At 61.2% G+C, this 20,475-nt stretch carries 18 protein-coding genes and 1 pseudogene; 10 read left to right on the top strand and 9 right to left on the bottom strand.

Translation table 11 applies throughout. The features are described from left to right. Positions 1 to 218 precede the first annotated feature (218 nt). Together AC244_RS28725 and AC244_RS28720 are read left to right on the top strand one after the other, a co-directional pair. A complete protein-coding gene (locus AC244_RS28725) occupies positions 219 to 1,247 on the top strand; it encodes a four-carbon acid sugar kinase family protein (protein WP_053252240.1) in 1,029 nt (342 codons plus the stop codon). A 3-nt stretch (positions 1,248 to 1,250) separates the two neighbouring features. Continuing rightward, the gene (locus AC244_RS28720; protein WP_053252239.1) at positions 1,251 to 1,952 is read left to right on the top strand and encodes a FadR/GntR family transcriptional regulator; all 702 of its coding nucleotides are present in this window, start codon (positions 1,251 to 1,253) and stop codon (positions 1,950 to 1,952) included. A 77-nt stretch (positions 1,953 to 2,029) separates the two neighbouring features. Here AC244_RS28720 and AC244_RS28715 read toward each other — a convergent pair whose 3' ends face one another. Genes AC244_RS28715 through AC244_RS28705 form a run of 3 tightly spaced genes read right to left on the bottom strand, consistent with a single transcriptional unit; the run spans position 2,030 to position 5,305 of the window. Next, entirely contained in the window at positions 2,030 to 3,148 is a 1,119-nt protein-coding gene (locus AC244_RS28715) for an iron-containing alcohol dehydrogenase (RefSeq protein ID WP_053252238.1), read from the bottom strand. A gap of 7 nt (positions 3,149 to 3,155) precedes the next feature. Next, positions 3,156 to 4,112, bottom strand: coding sequence for a 4-hydroxythreonine-4-phosphate dehydrogenase PdxA (gene pdxA / locus AC244_RS28710; RefSeq protein WP_053252237.1), 957 nt, complete (start codon positions 4,110 to 4,112; stop codon positions 3,156 to 3,158). After that, entirely contained in the window at positions 4,109 to 5,305 is a 1,197-nt protein-coding gene (locus AC244_RS28705; RefSeq protein WP_053252236.1) for a sialidase family protein, read from the bottom strand. Before AC244_RS28705 ends, pdxA begins: the two co-directional genes overlap by 4 nt. A gap of 237 nt (positions 5,306 to 5,542) precedes the next feature. On the opposite strand from AC244_RS28705, the gene AC244_RS28700 reads away from it, so the two are divergent. From AC244_RS28700 to AC244_RS28675, 6 genes are all read left to right on the top strand, one after another. Beyond that, on the top strand, positions 5,543 to 6,427 hold the full coding sequence (locus AC244_RS28700; protein ID WP_053252235.1) for a DMT family transporter: 885 nt from the start codon (positions 5,543 to 5,545) through the stop codon (positions 6,425 to 6,427). 27 nt (positions 6,428 to 6,454) lie between these two features. Continuing rightward, positions 6,455 to 7,954 carry an ABC transporter substrate-binding protein gene (locus AC244_RS28695; RefSeq protein WP_053252234.1) on the top strand — a complete coding sequence of 500 codons (1,500 nt, stop codon included), beginning with the start codon at positions 6,455 to 6,457 and terminating at the stop codon, positions 7,952 to 7,954. 84 nt (positions 7,955 to 8,038) lie between these two features. After that, on the top strand, positions 8,039 to 8,953 hold the full coding sequence (locus AC244_RS28690) for an ABC transporter permease (protein ID WP_053252233.1): 915 nt from the start codon (positions 8,039 to 8,041) through the stop codon (positions 8,951 to 8,953). A gap of 11 nt (positions 8,954 to 8,964) precedes the next feature. Beyond that, positions 8,965 to 9,888, top strand: coding sequence for an ABC transporter permease (locus tag AC244_RS28685; protein WP_053252232.1), 924 nt, complete (start codon positions 8,965 to 8,967; stop codon positions 9,886 to 9,888). Then, on the top strand, positions 9,881 to 11,500 hold the full coding sequence (locus AC244_RS28680) for an ABC transporter ATP-binding protein (protein ID WP_053252231.1): 1,620 nt from the start codon (positions 9,881 to 9,883) through the stop codon (positions 11,498 to 11,500). The genes AC244_RS28685 and AC244_RS28680 overlap by 8 nt, the downstream gene beginning before the upstream one ends. A 27-nt stretch (positions 11,501 to 11,527) precedes the next feature. Further along, positions 11,528 to 12,409 (top strand): dihydrodipicolinate synthase family protein, encoded by an 882-nt coding sequence (locus AC244_RS28675; RefSeq protein ID WP_053252230.1) that lies wholly within the window; start codon positions 11,528 to 11,530, stop codon positions 12,407 to 12,409. A 205-nt stretch (positions 12,410 to 12,614) separates the two neighbouring features. Here AC244_RS28675 and AC244_RS38355 read toward each other — a convergent pair. Then, positions 12,615 to 12,671, bottom strand: a pseudogene (locus AC244_RS38355) (hypothetical protein); the annotation flags it as partial. A 544-nt stretch (positions 12,672 to 13,215) separates the two neighbouring features. On the opposite strand from AC244_RS38355, the gene AC244_RS28665 reads away from it, so the two are divergent. Further along, positions 13,216 to 14,136 carry a nucleotidyltransferase and HEPN domain-containing protein gene (locus AC244_RS28665; RefSeq protein WP_053252258.1) on the top strand — a complete coding sequence of 307 codons (921 nt, stop codon included), beginning with the start codon at positions 13,216 to 13,218 and terminating at the stop codon, positions 14,134 to 14,136. Between the two features lie 29 nt (positions 14,137 to 14,165). Further along, the gene (locus AC244_RS28660; protein WP_152976147.1) at positions 14,166 to 14,444 is read left to right on the top strand and encodes a hypothetical protein; all 279 of its coding nucleotides are present in this window, start codon (positions 14,166 to 14,168) and stop codon (positions 14,442 to 14,444) included. A 3-nt stretch (positions 14,445 to 14,447) separates the two neighbouring features. On the opposite strand, the gene AC244_RS28655 is transcribed toward AC244_RS28660, so the two are convergent. The 5 genes from AC244_RS28655 to AC244_RS28635 form a co-directional block, all read right to left on the bottom strand. Beyond that, complete coding sequence (locus AC244_RS28655; protein ID WP_053252227.1) at positions 14,448 to 15,548, bottom strand: glycoside hydrolase family 105 protein; 1,101 nt, start codon at positions 15,546 to 15,548, stop codon at positions 14,448 to 14,450. A gap of 9 nt (positions 15,549 to 15,557) precedes the next feature. Next, on the bottom strand, positions 15,558 to 17,111 hold the full coding sequence (locus tag AC244_RS28650; protein WP_053252226.1) for a glycoside hydrolase family 28 protein: 1,554 nt from the start codon (positions 17,109 to 17,111) through the stop codon (positions 15,558 to 15,560). 76 nt (positions 17,112 to 17,187) lie between these two features. Continuing rightward, a complete protein-coding gene (locus tag AC244_RS28645) occupies positions 17,188 to 18,453 on the bottom strand; it encodes an ABC transporter substrate-binding protein (protein ID WP_053252225.1) in 1,266 nt (421 codons plus the stop codon). A gap of 40 nt (positions 18,454 to 18,493) precedes the next feature. Further along, the gene (locus AC244_RS28640) at positions 18,494 to 19,588 is read right to left on the bottom strand and encodes an ABC transporter ATP-binding protein (RefSeq protein WP_053252224.1); all 1,095 of its coding nucleotides are present in this window, start codon (positions 19,586 to 19,588) and stop codon (positions 18,494 to 18,496) included. Between the two features lie 2 nt (positions 19,589 to 19,590). Beyond that, the gene (locus tag AC244_RS28635; protein ID WP_053252223.1) at positions 19,591 to 20,472 is read right to left on the bottom strand and encodes a carbohydrate ABC transporter permease; all 882 of its coding nucleotides are present in this window, start codon (positions 20,470 to 20,472) and stop codon (positions 19,591 to 19,593) included. Between the last annotated feature and the right edge of the window lie 3 nt (positions 20,473 to 20,475).

Genomic DNA, 20,475 nt, shown 5'->3' with positions numbered 1-20,475 from the left:
TGAAAATAGAGGTGCAGGGGATGTGTAAGGAACCGGACGCTGGCGGAGCGCCCTACGACGATCGACAGCGAGCGCGGCCCTCTATAACTGCATGTCGCGCCTCCCTTGGCAGCAGCCCATCACATAGTCATATTTGTAATATCGCAATCAAATTTCCTTGACATTTCAAACAAAAGTGCCTGAATTAAAGATAACAACAAATTATCGGAGTTGGTTTGATGCTGGCCATTGTCGCCGATGACCTGACCGGCGCACTGGATGCAGCCGCCCCGTTCGCCAGCAGGGGACTGCATACGGAGATAGCGCTCACTGTCGGAGCGATTCCTGAGTCCTTGAACGAGCACCCGCAGGTGGTTTCAATCAATGTTGGCTCACGGGAATTGGACGCCGCAAGAGCACAGAAAGCAACAGCGGCGGCGCTCGCCGCGTTGCCGCCTGGCACACGCCTGTTCAAGAAGGTCGACTCGCGCCTCAAGGGCAACATAGAAGCCGAGCTCGACGTTACACCTTTTCACGCAGCACTCTTTGCGCCTGCCATTCCGGATTTCGGGCGGATAGTGAAGGCCGGCCATGTCCAGGGTTTCGGCGTCGACATACCGATATCGATTGCTGAAAAGCTCGGCCGGCACGCACGCCGCATGACGATCCCCGATGTCGCGACCCCGCAGGAAATGAACGACTGGCTTCAATCGTCGCAGCAATCGGGGGCGGATCTGCTGATCGGCGCGCGCGGACTGGCCGAGGCACTCGCCCACCAAATGAGCGGCGGTGCAGATGCGTTTGCTGCCGACATCCCACCGGGCCCGGGACTTTTCGTTATCGGTTCGCGCGATCCGATCACGCTGGCGCAGATCGAAGAGTTGCGTGCCACATGCAGGCCGCATTACTTGCCTGCGCCAAATGGCCGACTTGCCAATGCGATCGCAGATGGAAGCCTGATAACTCTGGTGCAGGCGGTTCCAGGGGCTGCGCCGACGAATTCGCAGGAAGTGTCCCGGCTTTTGGCGGAAAGCGTCTTTCCAGCACTGACTGAGGTCGCTTCCACGTTGCTTCTTTCCGGCGGCGCTACCGCGGAAGCCGTGTTAGAGAAAATGGGGATCACGCGTTTCAGGTTGGTGGGCGAGTGCATGCCAGGGCTGGGCTTGGCCCACGCCGACGGTCGTTGCATCATCGCTAAATCCGGAGGATTCGGACAACCGGGAACGCTGAGGGAGATTGCGGACAGGATTCTCCGCAATATGGGATGACAAATGGGACTGGAGAACGGAACGACACGCAAGAGCCTGGCCGACGTCGTCTTCGAGCGGATGCACCGCGCGATCAAATCGGGCGCATACCAGCCCGATGAGCGCTTGCCGACCGAACACGACCTGGCAGCGGAATTCGAGGTTTCGCGGCCGGTGATCCGCGAGGCGCTGCGGCGTCTGCGCGACCAGGGCTTGATCTATTCGCGCCGGGGAGCCGGCAGTTTCGTGCGCGCCGTCGGCATGAAGGAGCCGCTAGGCTTCGGACAGCTGGAGAATGTTGCGGATCTCTTGAACTGCTATGAATTCCGGCTGACGGTCGAGCCGGCCGCCGCCGCCGCCGCCGCAGCCCGCCACGATACCACCAGCCTTGGCGCCATTCGCCAGGCGCTCGAGTTGATGCGCGACGCCACCAATCGCCAGTCGCACCGCGAGGACGCGGATTTCCAGTTCCATCTGGCGATCGCACGCGCGGCGCAGAACAGTTATTTCTCCACCGCCATGGAAGCCCTTAAGGACCATATTGCCGTCGGCATGAAATTCCATGGCGCATCGGTCAAGCGCGAGGCCGCCGGCCTTACCCGTGTCTTTGCCGAACATGAGGCGATTGCAGAAGCGATTGCCGCCGGCGACGGCTCGAAGGCAAAGCAACTCATGCATGATCACCTGACCGGCTCGCGCGAGCGCCTTTTTCAGACGACCAGATAGACTGACTGCACCTCAAGGAAAAATGCCTCGGCTTTCCGCCGAGGCATTTTTCTTCGTGGGAAGGCAGGTCTGCCCGTCTAAAAGGCTGCGCGATACACAGACAGAATATCCTCGACACTCATGTCGATCGGATTGTTGTCCATCAGGCGGCGGTTTGCGTGCGCTTCACTTGCATAGCGAGGCAGGTCATCTGCCGTCGCGCCGTGAGCGGAAAGCGACATTTCAATGCCGAGGCCCCTGCAAAAACCGTGCGCGGCGCTCAAAAGCTGAGCTTCGGACAGGGCTTCGCCGAACCCTAGCGCAAGCGCGATCTCATCCGTCTTCTTCGCCGCAACCGCTTGGTTGAAGGCGAGCACGTGCGGAAAGATGATGGCGTTGGCAAGGCCGTGCGGCAAACCGAGCCGTGTCCCAAGAGGATAGGCAATGGCATGTCCGGCTGCCGTGTTGACTGGGCCGAGGCAGATGCCCCCGTAATAGGACGCAAGCATAAGCCCTTCCCGCGCCTCGGTATCCGAGCCGTCTTTGACCGCGCGCGCTAGGTATTTGCCCACGAGACGGAAGCCCATTCGCGCAAACCCGTCGATCATCGGATGCGCCCGCCGATTGGTGAACGCCTCGACGCAATGGGCCATCGCGTCGACACCCGTCGCTGCCGTGACCGCCGGCGGCACCGAATAGGTCAGTTCCGGGTCAAGGACGGCAAAGTCCGCGATCATGTGCGGGCTCTCCACGGCGATCTTGCTGGCCTTTGCCGGGTCGGTAATCAAGGAGCGAATGCCCGCCTCTGAGCCGGTTCCCGCTGTTGTCGCGCCCTGAACGAGGCGCGTGCGGCGGCCAGCAACGCGGTTCGGCCCGGCGACATCGCCAAGCGTCTGACCCGAACCCCAAAGCACGGCAACCAGCTTTGCCACGCCGAGCACCGACCCACCGCCGAGCCCGACGATCAGCTCAGGTTTGCACTGGCGCGCTGCCTCCAGCGCCGCCTCCAGCGTCGCGATATCCGGTTCCCCCGGGATTGCATCGAACACGGTGATGCGACCGGAAAGCTTCAGCCGGTCGGCAAACGCCGCCGTTATCGGTGTTGCGATCACCAGCGTGGACTGCGCGTCTGCCGCCCAGGCGCCGACTTCACCGATGAGGCCGGCTCCGACCGCCAGCCGGCGGGGTTGATGAAGGGTGATTTGAGCAATTGTCATGGCTTGGTCATCCTTGCGTGGCACGGCCGGCGACGAGCTTGCGCGCGTAGGCGATGGCAGAGTTCATGTTGCCGTGGTTGGCGATGCCCTTTCCGGCGATGTCGAAAGCAGTCCCGTGGTCGACGGACGTGCGATCGATCGGCAGATCCACCGAGACGTTCACAGCGGTATCGAAGGCGACGAGCTTGATGGGGATGTGTCCCTGATCGTGGTACTGGGCGACGATCAGATCGAATGCGCCGGAATAGGCGCGATAAAACACGGTGTCAGCCGAAATCGGCCCATAGACGTCGATCCCTTCCGCACGCGCCGCTGCGACCGCGGGCGCGATCTGGTCGTCATCCTCCGTGCCGAACAGGCCATTCTCGCCGCAATGCGGATTGATGCCGGCGACCGCGATTTTCGGCGCGGCGTAACCGATGCGCTTCAGATGCGCGTCGCCTGCCCTGATCGTTGCCAGCACTCTGTCGGTCGTCGCCCGCCTGATGGCCTCCTGCAGCGAGACGTGCGTCGATACGTGGATGACCTTCAGACGATCGGAGGCGAGCAGCATATAGGCGGCCTTCGAACCGGTCAGGCTGCGCAGCATGCCGGTATGACCATCATAGTGATGGCCGGCGAGGTTCAGCGCCTCCTTGTTGATCGGTGCGGTGACGATGCAGCCGATCGCGCCGGCTTCGGCGTCCCGCACTGCCTTCTCGATAAAGCGGAAAGCCGCGTCGCCCGCGACCGCGCTCAATTGCCCCCACGGCAGAGGTGCGCCTTCGATCGGCAGATCGACCACGAACGGCGCAAGATCGATATCAAGGCCCAGTGCGGATCGAGCTGTTTCAAGCGTGGTCAGATTGCCGTAGATCCGCGTCCGATCCCGATCTTCGGGAGACATTTCAGCCAGGGCGCGGACCGCGATCTCAGGCCCGACCCCGCATGGGTCACCCATGGTTATTCCGATGATATTGCTCATGAAACACTCCGTCGAGCCGCACTGTCCCAACCGGGAGCCAGGCGGACATATTTGATCGCGCGCCGATGATAGGTGTAGGCGAGATGCATGGTGCCGTCGGGACCTTCGAGCAGCCACGGGTAGGACATTTCCTGGTTGCGGCCATCGGTCGAATCATTGGACAGGCAGGTACCGGGGCCATCTTCGATTGACTGGCGCATCGCAAAGGAACGCCCCCCATCATCGGAGAGGCAGAGCGCCACGGGTGCGCGCGGCACACCCCAGACAGGAACGCAACCTCCGATTGGATCCGCATCCGGTCGGCTATCCTCCTCGCCCAGTTCGTCATAGAGCGAGGCGCGTCGGTCGGTCGACGAGAGCGCATTAACGGGATTGCAGATCATGGCGATCCGGCCGTCGCGAAGGCGGGCGGCGGCAAGTGATGAATTGTTGTTCGGCACATCCGTGGCGTGAGGCACGGACCAGGACCGCCCCCCATCGTGGCTCTCGCTGCGGTAGACGAAATCGGCCTGCCGGCGCCGAAAGAAAGCGGCATATCGATTCTCTCCGAGGGCTACGGGCGACATGTGCACGCAGCCCGTGGACTGGTCGATATCGTCGAGGTGCCAGCTCTCGCCGCCATCCATGGATACTCCGACAGCTGCCGTATCGTGGCTGCCGTTCCATTTCTGGCCGGGCCGCTGCACGCAGCGGAAGATCGGCAAGAGCCACGCTCCGTCATCGCGAACGACAACGGGTGCGCGGACGAAGCAACCACGCGGCAGATCGAGATGGCGACCTTGTTTGGCGACGAGCTTTTGCGGATCCGCTGGATCGCGCGTCACCTCAGCCATGCGGATCCGGCATTCGTCCTGATTGCCGGAAGGCTGGGAAGTATGAAAGAGCCAGAGCGCTCCGTCCGGCGCGGAAAACAACACCGGGTTCTGCTCCGAGTGCGAAGGATCGTCACTCAGGCGCTGGGGCGGTCCCCAGGTCATCGAGCCTTCCGTCAGTACCGAAGCGAAGATGGAAATATCCGACTTGCCCTCGAGCGTTCCACCGAACCAGGCGCACACGAGCGTGCCGTCATCGAGCAAGTGCAGGAATGCCGCGTGGTTCTGAACCATTGGCGAAGGCAGTAAGGCTTCGTCGCGCCCTGGGGACACGGATCGAAGCACGCCGTTCATGTTGCGAGCGATTTCATCGGGATGCATTTAGGCCCTCCTGTCACGCTCGAAAATCGACCAATTTTTGAAGTTGTCAAGTTTATTAATGTTATTTGGCTTGCTATTAAAACGTTCTGTAACGCGTTATCATATTGATGATACCTAGTTTTTTGGCGAAATGAAATCGCATATAAATTTTACATAGCAAAATAATTTGACAAACTTCCTCGAAAGTTAGATGGTCACGACAACCCGACGCGAGGATGCCGGGGACGGAGGACCTTCATGTACAACGCCAGCAGCCGCCATCAGGCTACGACGGCCGTCGTCTTTGCAGCAGGAGCAGCAACGCTCGCAGCAACAGATGCCGTGATCGTGCGGGCGCTGAGCGGTGCGGTGCACCCTTTCGTCATCGGATTTTTCCGCGCGTTCTTCGGCGCGCTCATCCTTCTTCCCTGGATCGCGCTGCGCCCATCCGTTCTTCGTACGACGCACCCGATGCGTCAGCACGCCCTGCGCGCCGCCTTCAAGCTGTTGGCAATGGTCGCGCTGTTTGCCGCCTTCAGTTGGGGACCGCTGGCCGACGTGACGGCCATCGCTTTCACCTCTCCAATCTTTGTCGTGCTTGGTGCAGCCCTGACGCTCGGCGAGCGACCGGGCCCGGCGATGTTAGCAGCGGTCGCCCTCGGTTTTGCCGGCGCCATGCTGGTGATCGGCCCGTCGGGAACGGGCTTCACGCTGGCGATCTTGCTGGCGCTTACAGGCGCCATGCTTCAATCAACGATCCAGCTGATCCTCAAATCCATGTCGAAAGGCGACGCAACGTCGACGCTCGTCGTGTGGAACCTTCTTTTGACCGTGCCGATCGCCCTGCTGCTCGCCATCCCCTTCTTCGCCATTCCCGGCCCAAGGGAGATGGGGCTGCTTGCGCTTCAGGGCGCGGTCGGCACCGCCTGCATGGGGCTGATGACCCATGCCTTTTCGCTGGCGCCGGCGACCGTCGTAGCGCCGGTGGACTTCCTGCGCCTGCCGCTTGTGGCCTTCGGCGGATTTGCCCTGTTCGGCGAAACTGTCGCGCTGACCACCATCGGCGGAGGTGCGCTCATATGCTGCGCTGCATTGATTGCCGCGCGTTCCGGAAAATTCGGATCTGACAACACGTCGAACTGAACCAGACTTTCTAGGGAGGAGAATGCAATGAAGAAAACGCTTATCCTGGGTGCGCTCCTGTTGAGCTCTACCATGTCGCCCGTCTTTGCCGCATCAGGGCCGATCAAGATCGTGCTGGCGGAGGAAGCCGATCTGCTCGAGCCCTGCATGGCGACCCGCTCGAATATCGGCCGCGTCATCATGCAGAATGTCAGCGAAACCCTGACCGAACTCGACGTTCGCGGCAACAAGGGCGTTATTCCCCGCCTTGCCGAGAAGTGGGAGCAGAACGAGGACGGAAGCTGGCGTTTCCATCTTCGCCAGGGGGTGAAATTCTCTGATGGCACGACCTTCGACGCCAAGGACGTCAAGCATAGTTTCGACCGCATCATGAGCGACAAGAATGCCTGTGAGTCCCGCCGCTATTTTGGCGGGATGACGGTCACCGCGAACGTCGTCGACGAGCATACGATCGATTTCAGCGCCGATCCGGTTCAGCCGATCCTGCCGCTCTTGATGTCGCTGGTCACGATCGTTCCGGAAGAAACGCCGCTCGAATTCATCCGCGAACCGATCGGCACCGGCCCCTACAAGCTGACCAACTGGACCCCGGGCCAGCAGATCGTTCTGAGTGGACGTGATGACTATTGGGGCCAGAAGCCGCAGGTCACGGAAGCGACCTATCTGTTCCGTGCAGACCCGTCCGTGCGTGCCGCGATGGTTCAGGCCGGCGAGGCCGACCTCTCACCTTCCATCTCGCAGCTCGACGCAACAAACCCCAAGACCGACTTCTCCTATCTCGACAGCGAGACCGTCTATCTGCGCATCGACCACAATATCGAGCCGATGAACGACGTGCGCGTCCGCCGTGCCCTGAACATGGCTATCGACCGTCAGGCGTTCCTTGGCACCCTGGTTCCAGACAGCGCGCTGCTCGCAACGGCAATCGTGCCGCCGCCGACGCTCGGCTGGAACCCGGACGTCAAGGTCTTCCCTTACGATCCGGAAGGAGCGAAAAAACTGCTGGAGGAAGCCAAGGCGGAAGGCGTGAAGGTCGAGACACCGATCACCATCATCGCGCGCTCCGCAAACTTCCCGAACGTGACGGAGATCATGGAAGCCATTCAGGCCCAGTTGCAGGAAGTTGGCTTCAAGATCGATCTCAAGTTCGTCGAGGTCGCAGAGCATGAAGGCTACTATTCCAAGCCGTTCAAGGAGGGTCGCGGCCCGCAGCTTGTCGCCGCCATGCACGACAACTCCAAGGGTGACCCGTCCTTCTCGATGTTCTTCAAATATGCAACCGAGGGCACGCAGTCGGGCTTCTCCGATCCCAAGGTCGACGATCTGATCAAGCGCGCCTCCGCTGCCGTTGGCGACGAACGCGCCAAGCTCTGGTCTGAGACGATCGCTTATGTGCATGATGAAGTGGTGGCCGACGTGCTGCTCTTCCACATGGTCGGCTTCTCGCGCGTTTCCGAACGCCTGGATTTCAAGCCCACCATGGCGACCAACTCGATGCTTCAGCTTTCGGAAATCGGCATTAAGTGAACCGTTCTGGCGATCATCAGATCCGCCAGTGAGGCAATCAAGGCGGCGGGACGATCTCGCCGCCCTATGCAATCGAGGGGCACAATGATGAGCTTCATTCGTAAACGCGCCGTGGCCAGCCTGATTTCCCTGATCGGGCTGATCGTGATGGTCTTCTTCCTCTCGCGTCTGACGGGAGATCCTGCTGCGCTGTTCCTTCCCGTCGAAGCCTCGGCGGAAATGAAGGACCAATTTCGCGAGATCCACGGCCTCAACGATCCGCTCATGGTTCAGTTTGCCCGCTATGTCGGCGACGTCGTAACCGGCGATTTCGGCGAGTCCCTGCGCAAGGCACGCCCGGCACTCGACGTGGTTCTGGAAGCTTTCGTGTGGACGCTCTGGCTTGCCGCCATCACCATGTCCCTGGTGACCGGCGCTGCCATCGTCGTCGGCTCGCTGGCCGCATTCCGCGCCGGCGGCTTTTTCGATCGCCTTTCTTCGGTGATCTCGCTGATCGGTGCAGCCGTACCGGATTTCTGGCTCGCCATTGTCGCAATCGTGGTTTTCTCGGTGAACCTTGCCTGGCTTCCCACATCCGGCACAGGTTCTCTCCTGCACTGGATCCTGCCCATCGGCGTGCTGTTCGTTCGCCCCTTCGGCATCATCGTCCAGGTGGTTCGCGGCTCGATGATCAGCGCTCTTTCTTCGGCTTACGTAAAGACGGCACGCGCCAAGGGCGTTAAGTCCGGGCCGATCATCTTCCTCCACGCATTGCGCAACGCCATGCTCCCCGTCATCACCGTCATCGGCGACCAAGCGGCCAGCCTGTTGAACGGTGCCGTCATCGTCGAAACCATTTTCGGCTTTCCCGGCGTTGGCAAGCTGATGATCGATTCCATCCTGCAACGTGACTTCAATGTGGTGCTCGCCGCCATTCTCGTCACCGCGCTCGCGATCTTCGTCATGAATCTGCTGATCGATCTCGCCTATGCGCTGCTCGATCCGCGCATCCGTCATTGAAGAGTCCGGCCATGACCTTACAGACGACAGATACGACAATCGCCGCCGAACCGGGGTTCCTGGTCCGCATGGCGCGCATGCTGTGGGCCGACAAATTCGCCCTCTGTGCCGCCATCTTCCTCATTATCATCCTCGTCGTGGCGATCGTCGGCCCGAGCTGGCTCGGCGATCTTGCGACCAAGCAGAACCTGCGGGGCCGAAATGCCGCCCCGTTCGAGTGGGAACGCGGCTGGGTCTGGTGGATGGGGGCGGATGCCCTCGGACGTCCGTTGTTTGTCCGCATCATCGTGGCAACGCAAAACACGCTCATGGTCGCGGCCGGCGCCGTGGCGATCTCCGCCGTCGTCGGTACGACCCTCGGCCTGATCGCGGGCTTCTCCTCCGCGCGCATCAACCAGATCATCATGCGGCTGGCCGACGTCATCATGTCGTTCCCGTCGCTCTTGATCGCGGTGATCGTGCTTTATGTCCTCGGTTCGTCGATCTTGAACCTGATGCTGGTCCTCTCGATCACGCGCATTCCGGTCTACCTGCGCACGACCCGCGCCGAGGTGCTGGAGATCCGCGAACGCATGTTCGTGCAGGCGGCGCGCGTCATGGGCGCATCGAGCAGGCGCATCCTGTTCCGGCATATCCTGCCGGTGGTGCTACCGACGCTGACGACGCTCGCCACACTCGACTTCGCCTATGTCATGCTGGCGGAAAGCGCTCTTTCCTTCCTCGGCATCGGCATCCAGCCGCCCGAAATCACCTGGGGCCTGATGATCTCTCAAGGGCGGCAATATCTCACCAATGCCTGGTGGCTGTCCTTCTGGCCGGGCCTTGCAATCATCCTGACGACCATGTCGCTGAACCTGCTTTCGAACTGGATGCGCATCGCGCTCGATCCCGTCCAGCGCTGGCGCCTGGAAATGAAAGGCCGCAAAAATGGCTGACCATCTGCTGGAAGTGCGCAACCTCTCGGTTGAATTTCACACGGTCATGGGCGTGGTCAAAGCCGTCCGCAACATCTCCTACCATCTCGATCGCGGCGAGACGCTCGCGATCCTGGGGGAAAGCGGGTCGGGCAAGTCGGTCTCCTCGTCGGCGATCATGAACCTGATTGACATGCCGCCAGGGCGTATCAGCTCGGGCGAGATCCTGCTCGACGGCGTCGACCTCCTGAAGATGCCGGCGCAGAAACGACGCGAGGTAAACGGTCGCCGCATTGCGATGATCTTTCAGGATCCGCTCAGCCATCTGAACCCGGTCTATACGGTCGGCTGGCAGATACGTGAGGCATTGACGACCCATGGTGCCGTAAGGGCCGAGGCGCAGTCAGAAGCTCTGCGCCTGCTCACCCGCGTCGGCATTCCCGACCCGGAAAAATCGCTCGACAAGTATCCGCACGAATTTTCCGGCGGCCAGCGCCAGCGCGTCATGATCGCCATGGCGCTTGCGCTTCGCCCGGATTTGCTGATCGCCGACGAGCCGACAACGGCGCTCGACGTGACGGTACAGGCCGAAGTGCTGGCGCTTCTCGAAGAGCTGCAGCAGGAAACCGGCATGGCGGTTCTCATCATCACCCACGACCTCGGCGTCGTCGCCGAGATCGCCGACCGCGTTGTGGTGATGGAGAAGGGCGAACTGGTCGAGGCGGGAACGGTTCGCGATGTCTACAAGAACCCGCAGCACCCTTACACGCGCAAGCTGATCGCCGCCGCACCTGGTAAGGGAAAAATGCACTCTCCGGGAGGGCGCGGCGAGCCAGTTCTGTCGGTCCGCGGCGTGCGCAAGCATTACGGCAACTTCGAGGCGCTGAAAGGCATCTCCTTTGACCTCATGCCTGGCGAGACCATGGCCGTCGTCGGCGAGAGCGGTTCAGGCAAATCCACCCTCGCCCGCATTCTGCTCAGGCTGGACGAGCCCGATAGCGGCAGCGCGCTGTGGAAGGGCCGCGATCTTTTTCAGCTGTCGCCGGCGGAACTCTACAAATTACGGCGCGACCTGCAGATGGTGTTCCAGGACCCCACCCAGTCGCTCAATCCGCGCATGACCGTTTACCAGCTGATCTCCGAGGCCTGGGTGATCCATCCGGACATTCTGCCGAAGGCAAAATGGCGCGAACGTGTGGCCGAACTGCTGGTTCAGGTGGGTCTCGGCCCGGAACATATGGGGCGATATCCGCATCAGTTTTCCGGAGGCCAGCGCCAGCGCATCGCCATTGCCCGGGCGCTCGCTCTCGAGCCGCAATTGATCATCTGCGACGAGGCGGTTTCAGCGCTTGACGTCTCGGTCCAGGCCCAGGTCATTGCCTTGCTCGACAGGCTTCGCAAGGACATGGGCATCGCCTTCATCTTCATTGCGCACGACCTTCCCGTCGTTCGTGACTTCGCCGACCACGTCATGGTGATGCAGAAGGGGAATGTCGTGGAATTGGGCACGGTGCAGGAGGTATTCGAAACCCCGCGCCAGGACTATACCCGCGCGCTGCTGGCAGCCGGACTTGATCCCGACCCCGATGTTCAGGCGGCCAATCGCGCCGCCCGGCTCGAATACGCCTCCTGAGGCGTCCCCCAATCCCTGGAGACTGAAATGTCCAAGCAAGCCTTTGTCGCGCTCGTCACCTGCTTCAACGACGATGAGACCATCAACTATGAAGCAACGCGCGCGCAGGTGCGTCGACAGGTCGACGCCGGCAACAACATCATGTGCGCGGGCACCAACGGTGACTTCAGTGCGCTCACCTTCGAAGAAAAAGTTCGCCTGACGGAGGAGGTGGTTGATGAAGTCGCCGGTCGCGTCAAGGTCATCGTCAATGCGGGCATGCCCGCCACCTTCGAAACGCTGAAGCTTTCACGCGAATTCGACCGCATCGGCGTCGACGGTATCGCCGTGATAACGCCGTTCTTCATCGCCTGCACCCAGGACGGTCTGATCCGTCATTTTTCGACGGTCGCGGATGCCGTCGAAACGCCCGTCTATCTCTACGATATTCCGGCCCGCACGCAGAACCACATCGAGCCGGAGACCGCGCGCACGCTGTCGCGCCACGGCAACATCGCCGGCATCAAGGATTCCGGCGGAGCGAAAGAAACGCTTGAGGCCTATCTCGAAGTGGCCAAAGACGTGCGGGGTTTCGAAGTCTACTCCGGCCCAGACCATCTGGTGCTTTGGGCGCTGCAGAACGGCGCGGCCGGATGCATATCGGGCCTCGGCAATGCCATGCCGAACGTTCTGGCGGGGATTTTGAACGCCTTCAACACCGGCGATATCGCCGAAGCCGAGCGGCAGCAGGCGATCTACTCGGCCTTTCGTACGGATCTCTACGCCCTCGGCTTCGCGCCGGCGATGGTCAAGCGCTCGCTCTATCTGCAGGACGCCTCCGTCGGCGCCAGCCGCCAGCCGGCCCTTTTGCCCAACAAGGATCAGGACGCCCAGATCGAGGAAATTCTGCGGCGCTACGAGCTCCTGTGACCGGCGATTGCTCCCGGAAACGATAGATAGCCGGGAAACGACCCGAACACAGGCGTCGATCGCGACGCCTGTGTTTACGAGCTGTATCGGCTGCTACCCCAAGCTTCCCTCGCAGAGCGGACGCAAGCGCGTCGCTGACCGTCGACTGCGAAATTCGCACCTTGCCGATGTTGCGGCCGTTCAAGGCCACGACTTCAAAGGAAAGGCTGCCGTAGACGACAGTCTCGCCGGTGCTCGGAAGGTGACCGAGCCGCCACAGGATGAGCCCGGCAAGCGTCGAATAGCGATCGGCCTCGTCGACAAGATCGACATCCAGCAGCTTTGATGCTGCTTTTGCCTGGCCTCAACCTTCCCGCTCGCCGGTAAAGTTGAGGAGGAGCTGGAAGATGTTGACGAAGTTGAGATAGAGCAGCGCTGCCAGCTGGCTGACGATATTGAAGCCTGGCGATCTATCGTTCATGCAGCAGTATACGAAAGCTTGTGCAGACTTATTCCATCGCGGCCGAACTTTTTGGCTGCCGGTTCAAGATCGCGTTTGCCGGCGTGCTGTCATGGCGCTTGCGGCTGGCTGCGCGCGGAGCTGCCGGGCTCCCTCACGCGTGATTGCGACAGGAGTTGTGAGGATATTCTTGCGCCGGCGTCATTGTCCGACGGGAACGGGGAGAGGATGTCAGGATGACATTGACCATCAGACAGGCGATTGTGCGGCTTTGTGGTTGGCTTCCCACTGGTGTAACATCAGCCCATATCATACGTTTGATTTGATTATCGTTTCCACCTGACCCGCGGATCATATTACCGCCATGATGAAATCATCTCTCGACCATATGCCGCCACGCAAGCAGCGAGAACTCGCGCGCGCCGTCGAGATCCTGCACGAAGAGTTCGAGGACGCGCTGAAGGAAGGAACGGCCGACTTCAAGAAGCGCGGCCGCATCCTGAAGATTTTGCTCTTCGGCTCATACGCCAAGGGTGGCTGGGTGGACGAACCCTTCACCATGAAGGGCTACCGTTCGGACTTCGATCTGCTGATCATCGTCAACAATCGCAAGCTCTGCGACTACGCGGAGTACTGGCACAAGGCCGCCGATCGGCTGATCCGCGATCCTTCAATCGAAACGCCGGTCAGCTTCATCGTGCATTCCCGTCGCGAGGTGAATACCTATCTGAAGGAGGGGCAGTATTTCTTCTCCGACATCCGCAAGGAAGGCGTCGTCCTCTATGAACTCGACGATGAGCCGCTCGCGGAGCCGCAGCCGCTCACGGCAGAGGAACGGCTGAAGGTCTCAAGTGAGTACTTTGACGATAGGTATGCCGCCGCGACCGAGTTCGCAGACCTGGCCAAATATGCTCACACTAAACAATATAGTAAGCGTGCAGCGTTCGAGCTTCACCAGGCGCTGGAGCAGGCCTATACCTGCGTCCTTCTGACCTTAACCAATTACGCGCCGCCAGCGCACAACATCACGTTCCTGCGCGCTCTCGCAGAGGAACAGGACCGCCGCCTTGCGGAGGCATTTCCACGCGACCAGCACCGCGAACGCGCTTGGTTCAACACGCTCAACGAAGCGTATGTGAAAGCACGCTATTCGAAACATTACGAGATCAGCGAGGAAGCGTTGATTTGGCTGGGAGTGCGGACTGACGAATTGCTCCGCGTAGTGAAGTATGTCTGCATTGAACATCTGGAACGGCTCCAGAAAGCTCTGGGGGAAGCTGTTTCCTAGCAACTGGGCAAACAGCTTCGGTGGCCGCCTTGAGCGCATTCGATCCTGCGCCGAACGCATTGCTTCACGGCAACTTTGTATCAATCAGTGCCGACGCCGAAATCGTGATCGCGTTCAGGAATCTCACCGATCGGTTGGCTTCTTCCCCTCGTGCTTCCGGGCGGATCGGACGGCAACGGCATGTGAGCCTGTGCGCCATTTTCATCCGCCCGCGATCGAAGGGGCCTGCCTGGCTGACGTTGGCAGATCCCTCGGACGATCTTCTGACCGCTACAATTGGCTTGGCGATCACAAGGATAGCCGTCTGATGCTTAGTATGCCGCCATCAGGCTTTCGGCATAGGCCATCATCAGTGGCCCGACACCTTTGGCGTCATCGGCAACGGTCGGCTCGGTGAGGTAGTAGCGTGCAGAACCGTCGCGATAGTTGCCCTCGAAGCCACCAAGGCCTGCGACATGGACGATGGTTGTGAAACGAGTGATGCCTTCGTCATCGGCAACGAGCCGGGCACGCAGAAGGCCATCGAGCGCGCGTCTGCCGGCGACAGCCAGGACTGCGGCCCTATCCGGGTCAACCAGGCCACGACGGGCAGCGCGCATCAGCGCGTAGGCGAACATGGCCGAGGCGGAGCTTTCCTCATAATTGCCCTTGAGATCCGGCGCGTCGAGCACCTGCGGCCAGAGGCCGGTGGGAGTCGCCTGGCGGGTCGTGATCTCCGTTAGAAGGAGGCTGGTGCGCTGGCGAAGCGAAGCGGTAGCCTCGTCGGCGGGCAGCATAGCCAGAGCGTCGACCAGTGCCATGGCCAGCCAGCCAACTGCACGCCCCCAGACGGCCGGAGACCGACCGGTCACCGGGTCGGCCCAACGCTGTTGACGGCTGTCGTCGTAGCCATGGACGTAGAGGCCGCCCGTAGTCGCCGTCAAAGCCAGTGCCGTTGAAAATTGCTGCAGGGCGTCGGCAATCAGGCCTGTGCGGCCGGTGGATTTTCCGTACTCGATCTGGAACGGCAGCCCCATGTAGAGCCCGTCTAGCCAGACCTGATGCGGATAACGCTTCTTGTGCCAGTAGTTGCCGGCGGCGATGCGGGGGTGGCTTTGCAATTGCCCGGCCAGACGGTCCGCAGCCAGAAGATAGCGGGGATCGTCAGACCCTTCGGCGAGTGCGAACAAGGAGCGCCCGGCAAAGATATGGTCGATGTTGTATTCATGCGGATCGTAGCCCGAAAGCGCACCGTCAGGCGCGATCTGCGGATCTGCAAGGCGGTGCAGATGCGCCTTCCAGCGCGCGTCGCCCGTCGCCTCGAAAAGATGAATGAGACCGCGATAGACGCATCCATCCTCGTAGCACCAGCTACCGCCTTTGTAGCTGATGTAGCGCGTGGCGAATTCATCGAAATAGTCTGTCGGATACACTGGCGGATCTCATTCTAAGGAAAGGGAAACGGAGGAGGCACTCAGCAAGGCCGGATCGTCGCAATCGATCTCCGCTTGCTCGGCGACGATTGCCTCATGGCGCATGGGCCGCACGCGGTCGGCCATGATGGGTGGCGTCGCGACGGCCGTTGGGTCAAGCGAGATGATCTTCAGGCCGCGGATGCTGACGTTGCGGATCGGCGCCTCTGGCAGACCGAGGAAGGCGCCTGCCGCATGCGAGAGCCCATGGATCTCGACGTCCTCTATGGTGACACCGACGATGACTGGGGTTGCGGCACTGATCTCCGCCGGCTCACGGCTCTGCACCCAAGGGTCGTGGCCATCGACATCGCAGTGGTAGTGGGCGTTGGCCGAAAGCGCGGTTTCGACGCCATCGAGCCGCACCCGACGCATGGAAATGTTGGTGATCGCCCCACCGCGACCGCGACGGGTCTTCAGCCGTAGGCCGCGATCGGTGCCAATCATCTCGCAATCCTCAACGGAGACCTCATGCACGCCGCCTGACATTTCCGAGCCGATCACCAGACCGCCATGGCCGCGCTCCATCAGGCAGCGGCTGACGCGAACGCCGCGCGTTTCCATGAGGTGACCGTCCTCGCCGTTCGGCCCGCGCTTGCCCGCCTTGACTGCGATGCAATCGTCGCCTACCGAAAAACGCACACCTGTAATCGTTACGTCGCGGCAACTCTCAGGATTGAAACCGTCGGTGTTCGGGCTGTCGGGCGGCGCAATTATCGTAAGGCCGGCAGCCGTCAATCGCTCGCAACCCTGCGGATGTATGGTCCAGGACGGCGCGTTGCGGATCGTGAAGCCCAGCAGGGTTACGTCACGGCAGGAGATCAGATGCAAGCCGCGTGGACGACGCGCGCCGTCTCGCGTCTCCTTCGGCCAACTCCACCAATCGCCTCTGTCGCCGGATCCGTCGAGGACGCCCCTGCCCTCGATCACCAGGTTCTCTGCCAGGACCGCATGTACCGGGGCGGCAAAACAGGCAGCAGGCAGACCTTCCCAACTGCCAAGCACGCGGCCGCAATGATCGTGGGCCGGCAGAATTGGCCAACCGCCGCGCCCCGATGGCGCTCGCAGGATCGCTCCTTCGGCAAGGTGCAAGGTCATTTGACCTTTGAGCCCGACCGGCAACGACGTCCACCGGCCAGCAGCGAGGCATAGCGTACCTCCCTTGGGAACAGCTGCGACCGCTTCGGCAAGTGCTGTGGCATTGGCGCCAGCGCCGTCGAGATCGTCGGGCACAATGTCGGGCACGAGACCGAAATCGGCAGCGTCGACGAGCCCTGCACACGGCGCCGTTTCGAAGGACACCGGCAGAAACCCTTCCGCCTCGAAAAGGTAGCGGCGCGCCGGATGAAGTCCATGCAGCAGGGTGACGACGGTTTCTGTCTCTCCTTGTTGCAGGTCCGTGTTCTCATCCGGCGAAGACAGCCGCCAGGCCGTCCTTGCTCGAAGATGGTAAAGCGCGCCGGGTGCAGGCAGGCATAGCGCCGCCGTTCGCGCCGAGCGCGCGATAATGGAAGGTCGGATCATGTCTTGCCTCGTGTTCCATGCCCGCCACGCGGGCGGGAGACCCGCCGCGGCATTCCGCGGCGGGCAGTGCTCGTGATCAGTCGAACTCGACGAGAACGTCGTTCACGGTGTCGATGATCTGCTGGGCGCTCTCTTCGGCCGTGATCTGGCCGTAGGCGTATTCCTCAAGCGTATCGATGAAGGCGGCACGAATTTCCGGATGCTCGTTAAAGGGCGAAACCGTCGGTCCGGTCGAGGCCATGACGATGGCATTAGCGGCACGAACCTCGACCTCACCCTTGTCGCCAAGCCGGGCGGCGGCGGCTTTCGACGCGGGAAGCCCACGCGATGTGCCAAGAGCGTCGATGCCTTCCGGCTCGTTCAGAAGGCAGTTGACGATCTGAGCCGCAGCATCCTGGTTCTTCGAGTTCTTGGAGATCGAGAACACCATGGACGGTTTGCGATAGACGCCTTCGGTCACGGCTCCGGCCAGCTTCAGCATCGGCACAGGTTTCAGCACCTGGCCGTCTTTCAGCGGATCGGCGTACTTGGAATAGGTTGAATCCCATTCATAAGAGCCGGCGACCTTGCCTTCGGCCCAAGCGGGCTTTTCGAACAGATTGACGTTGCCGTCGGCGGCCTCTTCCTTTTGAGAGCGGATTGCGCCGGTCTCCACCAGCTTGCCGAGGAAGGAGATGCCTTCGGCAAGCTCCTGCGGGGTCCAGGCCACGCGGTTGCTCGTCTGGTCGACGAGATCCTTGCCGGTCTTCTGCACGACTGCCAGCGTCACCAGCAGCTGGGCGGTCTCCTTCACCGCGTTGAAGGTGTAGTGGTCCTTACCGAGCTTGTCCTTGATGGTTGCGGTCGCGGCGAAGAATTCGTCCCAATTCTCAGGAATTTCGACGCCAGCCTTCTCAAAGGTGGTCGCGTTGAAGAAAAAGACGCGCCCCGTTGTCGAGACCGAAAGCCCCTGCAGGACCCCGTTCATCGAGCCGGCGGCGAGATCGCCCTCCGACCAGTTGGACAGATCGATCGCCTTCAACTTGCGCAGATCGGCGAAGCCCTCGCCGTTCTTGGAAAACAGCGGCAGCCACGGCCAGTTGACCTGAACGATGTCGGCTTCGGTCCTGCCGGCCATCTGGGTCGTCAGTTTTTCGAGATAGCCGTCGAAGCCGGTGAACTCGCCCTTGACGGTGTGGCCGTATTTCTGGCCACAGGCGGCTGTCGCCTTTTGGGTGGCAACGTGACGGCTGTCGCCACCCCACCACGCCATGCGCAATTCGGCACCTTGAGCGGTGGCACCGAGCGAAAGCGCGCCGTAGGCGACGCCGGTTAATGCAAGCAAGGTTCGCGCTGTCTTCATGGTTCTCCTCCTTGTTGATGAATGGCTCAACGTCGCCTCCTCACAGCGAGACGTTGCGGCCGTCGGTCTTGTCGAAAATGTGCAACCGCTCCGGTTCCGGACGCAGGCGGATGATCTCCGAGCGACCCAGCGCCTCGAAATCGGTTGCGCCAACAACGCTGACCACCCTGTGGCCCTCCAGATCGGCATGGATGTAGACTTCGTGGCCCATGAACTCGGCATTGGTGAGTTTGGCTGTGAACGCCGGGCCATCGGCGGCAAGCGAAAGGTGCTGCGGGCGAGTGCCGATGACGGCTTCGGCCGGGCGGCTCGAAAGACGGCCTTCCAGGTGCGGTCCGAGCGGCAGGCTCTGGCTGCCGACCGAGAAGGAGGAGCCGTCGAGCTTCGCATCGATCAGGTTCATCTCCGGGCTGCCGATAAACCCAGCGACGAACAGGTTCGCCGGGCGGTCATAGAGTTCCTTCGGCGTCGCCACCTGCATGATATGGCCTGCCTGCATGACGCAGATGCGGTCGCCCATCGTCATGGCCTCGGTCTGGTCATGCGTCACGTAGATGACTGTCGACGACAAGCCTTCCGCTTTCAGCTGGCGGTGCAGGTCGGTTATGCGGACTCGCATCGAGGCTCGCAATTTTGCGTCGAGGTTCGACAACGGCTCGTCAAACAGGAAGACACCCGGCTTCTTGATCAGCGCGCGACCGAGTGCCACGCGCTGGGCCTGACCGCCTGAAAGCTGTTTGGGAAGCCGGTCGAGGAGCGGCTCGATCTCAAGAATCTTGGCGACCCGTTCGATCGCGGCGTCGACTTCCACTTTTGGCTTGCCGGCAATCTTCAGCCCGAATGCAAGGTTGCCCCTCACCTTCATGTGCGGATAGAGCGCGTAGTTCTGGAACACCATCGCTATCGAGCGCTTGCCGGGCGGCAGATCGTTGACGCGTCGATCGCCGATGACGACCTCCCCGCCGGATATCTCCTCCAGTCCCGCGACCATGCGCAGCGTCGTCGACTTGGCGCAGCCCGAGGGGCCGACAAAGACCATGAACTCGCCGTCGTCGATATCGAGGTTGATACCGTGGACAGCCTTAAAGGCGTTGCCATAGACCTTTTCGAGATTTTTCAGTTGAACCTTAGCCATGTTCAGCCCTTGATCCCCCCGGAGGAGATCCCTTCAATGAAGTATCGTTGCGCAGCGAAGAAAACGATCAGCGCGGGGGCGATCGTGAGCACCGACATCGCCAGGATGCGGTTCCATTCGAAAGCTTCCGTCGTGTCGATGGAAAGCTTGAGAGCGAGGCTCACCGGATATTTGTCCACCGAGGACAGATAGATCAGCGGCCCGAGGAAATCGTTCATGGTCCACATGAACTGGAACAGGCACACCGAGATCAGTGCCGGAGCGAGCATCGGGACCACGATATAGATCAGCGTCTGGATGCTGTTGGCGCCATCCACCCGCGCCGCCTCCTCCGTGTCGGTCGGCAATGAGCGCAGGAATTGCACCAGCATGAAGACGAAGAACGCGTCGCCGGCGAGCGCCGAGGGCACCCAGAGCGGCAGGAAACTGTCGAGCCAGCCCAAGTCGCGGAACAGGATATATTGCGGAATGCGGGTGACGACATTGGGCAGCAGCAGGATCGCGATCACCGAGCCGAAGAGTATCTTCTTCAAAGGGAAGTCGAACCGCGCGAAGGCGTAAGCCGCCAACGTGCAGGAGATGGCCGTGCCGATCACCTTCGGCAGGATGATTAGGAACGAATTCCAGAAGAAGCGTCCGAACGTGTAGGGTGTCGATGTCTGCCAGCCCTTGATGTAGCCGGCGGCAGTCGGCTTCTCCGGCAGAAAGCCGGCGCCCGAAAAGATTTCCGAGTTCGTCTTGAAGCTCGCACCGACCAGCCAGATCAGCGGATAGAGCATCACGAAGCCGACCGCGAAGAGCAGGATGTAGCGGATCGCCGTCGAGATCAGCCGCAGCCTTGCGCGGCGCGCGGCCTGGAGGTCGTTGAAGGTAAAATCGGTCATATG

It is taken from the genome of Ensifer adhaerens (assembly GCF_001270265.1).
Lineage (GTDB): Bacteria > Pseudomonadota > Alphaproteobacteria > Rhizobiales > Rhizobiaceae > Ensifer > Ensifer adhaerens_B.
Note: the sequence above shows the minus strand (reverse complement) of the source record. Positions and strands in the feature narration are given on the sequence as shown.

Coding starts and splice junctions, on each gene's coding strand:
- AC244_RS28695 (WP_053252234.1), top strand. CDS start 6,455: ATGAAGAAAACGCTTATCCTGGGTGCGCTCCTGTTGAGCTCTACCATG.
- AC244_RS28725 (WP_053252240.1), top strand. CDS start 219: ATGCTGGCCATTGTCGCCGATGACCTGACCGGCGCACTGGATGCAGCC.
- AC244_RS28700 (WP_053252235.1), top strand. CDS start 5,543: ATGTACAACGCCAGCAGCCGCCATCAGGCTACGACGGCCGTCGTCTTT.
- AC244_RS28720 (WP_053252239.1), top strand. CDS start 1,251: ATGGGACTGGAGAACGGAACGACACGCAAGAGCCTGGCCGACGTCGTC.
- AC244_RS28690 (WP_053252233.1), top strand. CDS start 8,039: ATGATGAGCTTCATTCGTAAACGCGCCGTGGCCAGCCTGATTTCCCTG.
- AC244_RS28705 (WP_053252236.1), bottom strand. CDS start 5,305: ATGCATCCCGATGAAATCGCTCGCAACATGAACGGCGTGCTTCGATCC.
- AC244_RS28675 (WP_053252230.1), top strand. CDS start 11,528: ATGTCCAAGCAAGCCTTTGTCGCGCTCGTCACCTGCTTCAACGACGAT.
- AC244_RS28715 (WP_053252238.1), bottom strand. CDS start 3,148: ATGACAATTGCTCAAATCACCCTTCATCAACCCCGCCGGCTGGCGGTC.
- AC244_RS28640 (WP_053252224.1), bottom strand. CDS start 19,588: ATGGCTAAGGTTCAACTGAAAAATCTCGAAAAGGTCTATGGCAACGCC.
- AC244_RS28685 (WP_053252232.1), top strand. CDS start 8,965: ATGACCTTACAGACGACAGATACGACAATCGCCGCCGAACCGGGGTTC.
- AC244_RS28665 (WP_053252258.1), top strand. CDS start 13,216: ATGAAATCATCTCTCGACCATATGCCGCCACGCAAGCAGCGAGAACTC.
- pdxA (WP_053252237.1), bottom strand. CDS start 4,112: ATGAGCAATATCATCGGAATAACCATGGGTGACCCATGCGGGGTCGGG.
- AC244_RS28645 (WP_053252225.1), bottom strand. CDS start 18,453: ATGAAGACAGCGCGAACCTTGCTTGCATTAACCGGCGTCGCCTACGGC.
- AC244_RS28650 (WP_053252226.1), bottom strand. CDS start 17,111: ATGATCCGACCTTCCATTATCGCGCGCTCGGCGCGAACGGCGGCGCTA.
- AC244_RS28680 (WP_053252231.1), top strand. CDS start 9,881: ATGGCTGACCATCTGCTGGAAGTGCGCAACCTCTCGGTTGAATTTCAC.
- AC244_RS28635 (WP_053252223.1), bottom strand. CDS start 20,472: ATGACCGATTTTACCTTCAACGACCTCCAGGCCGCGCGCCGCGCAAGG.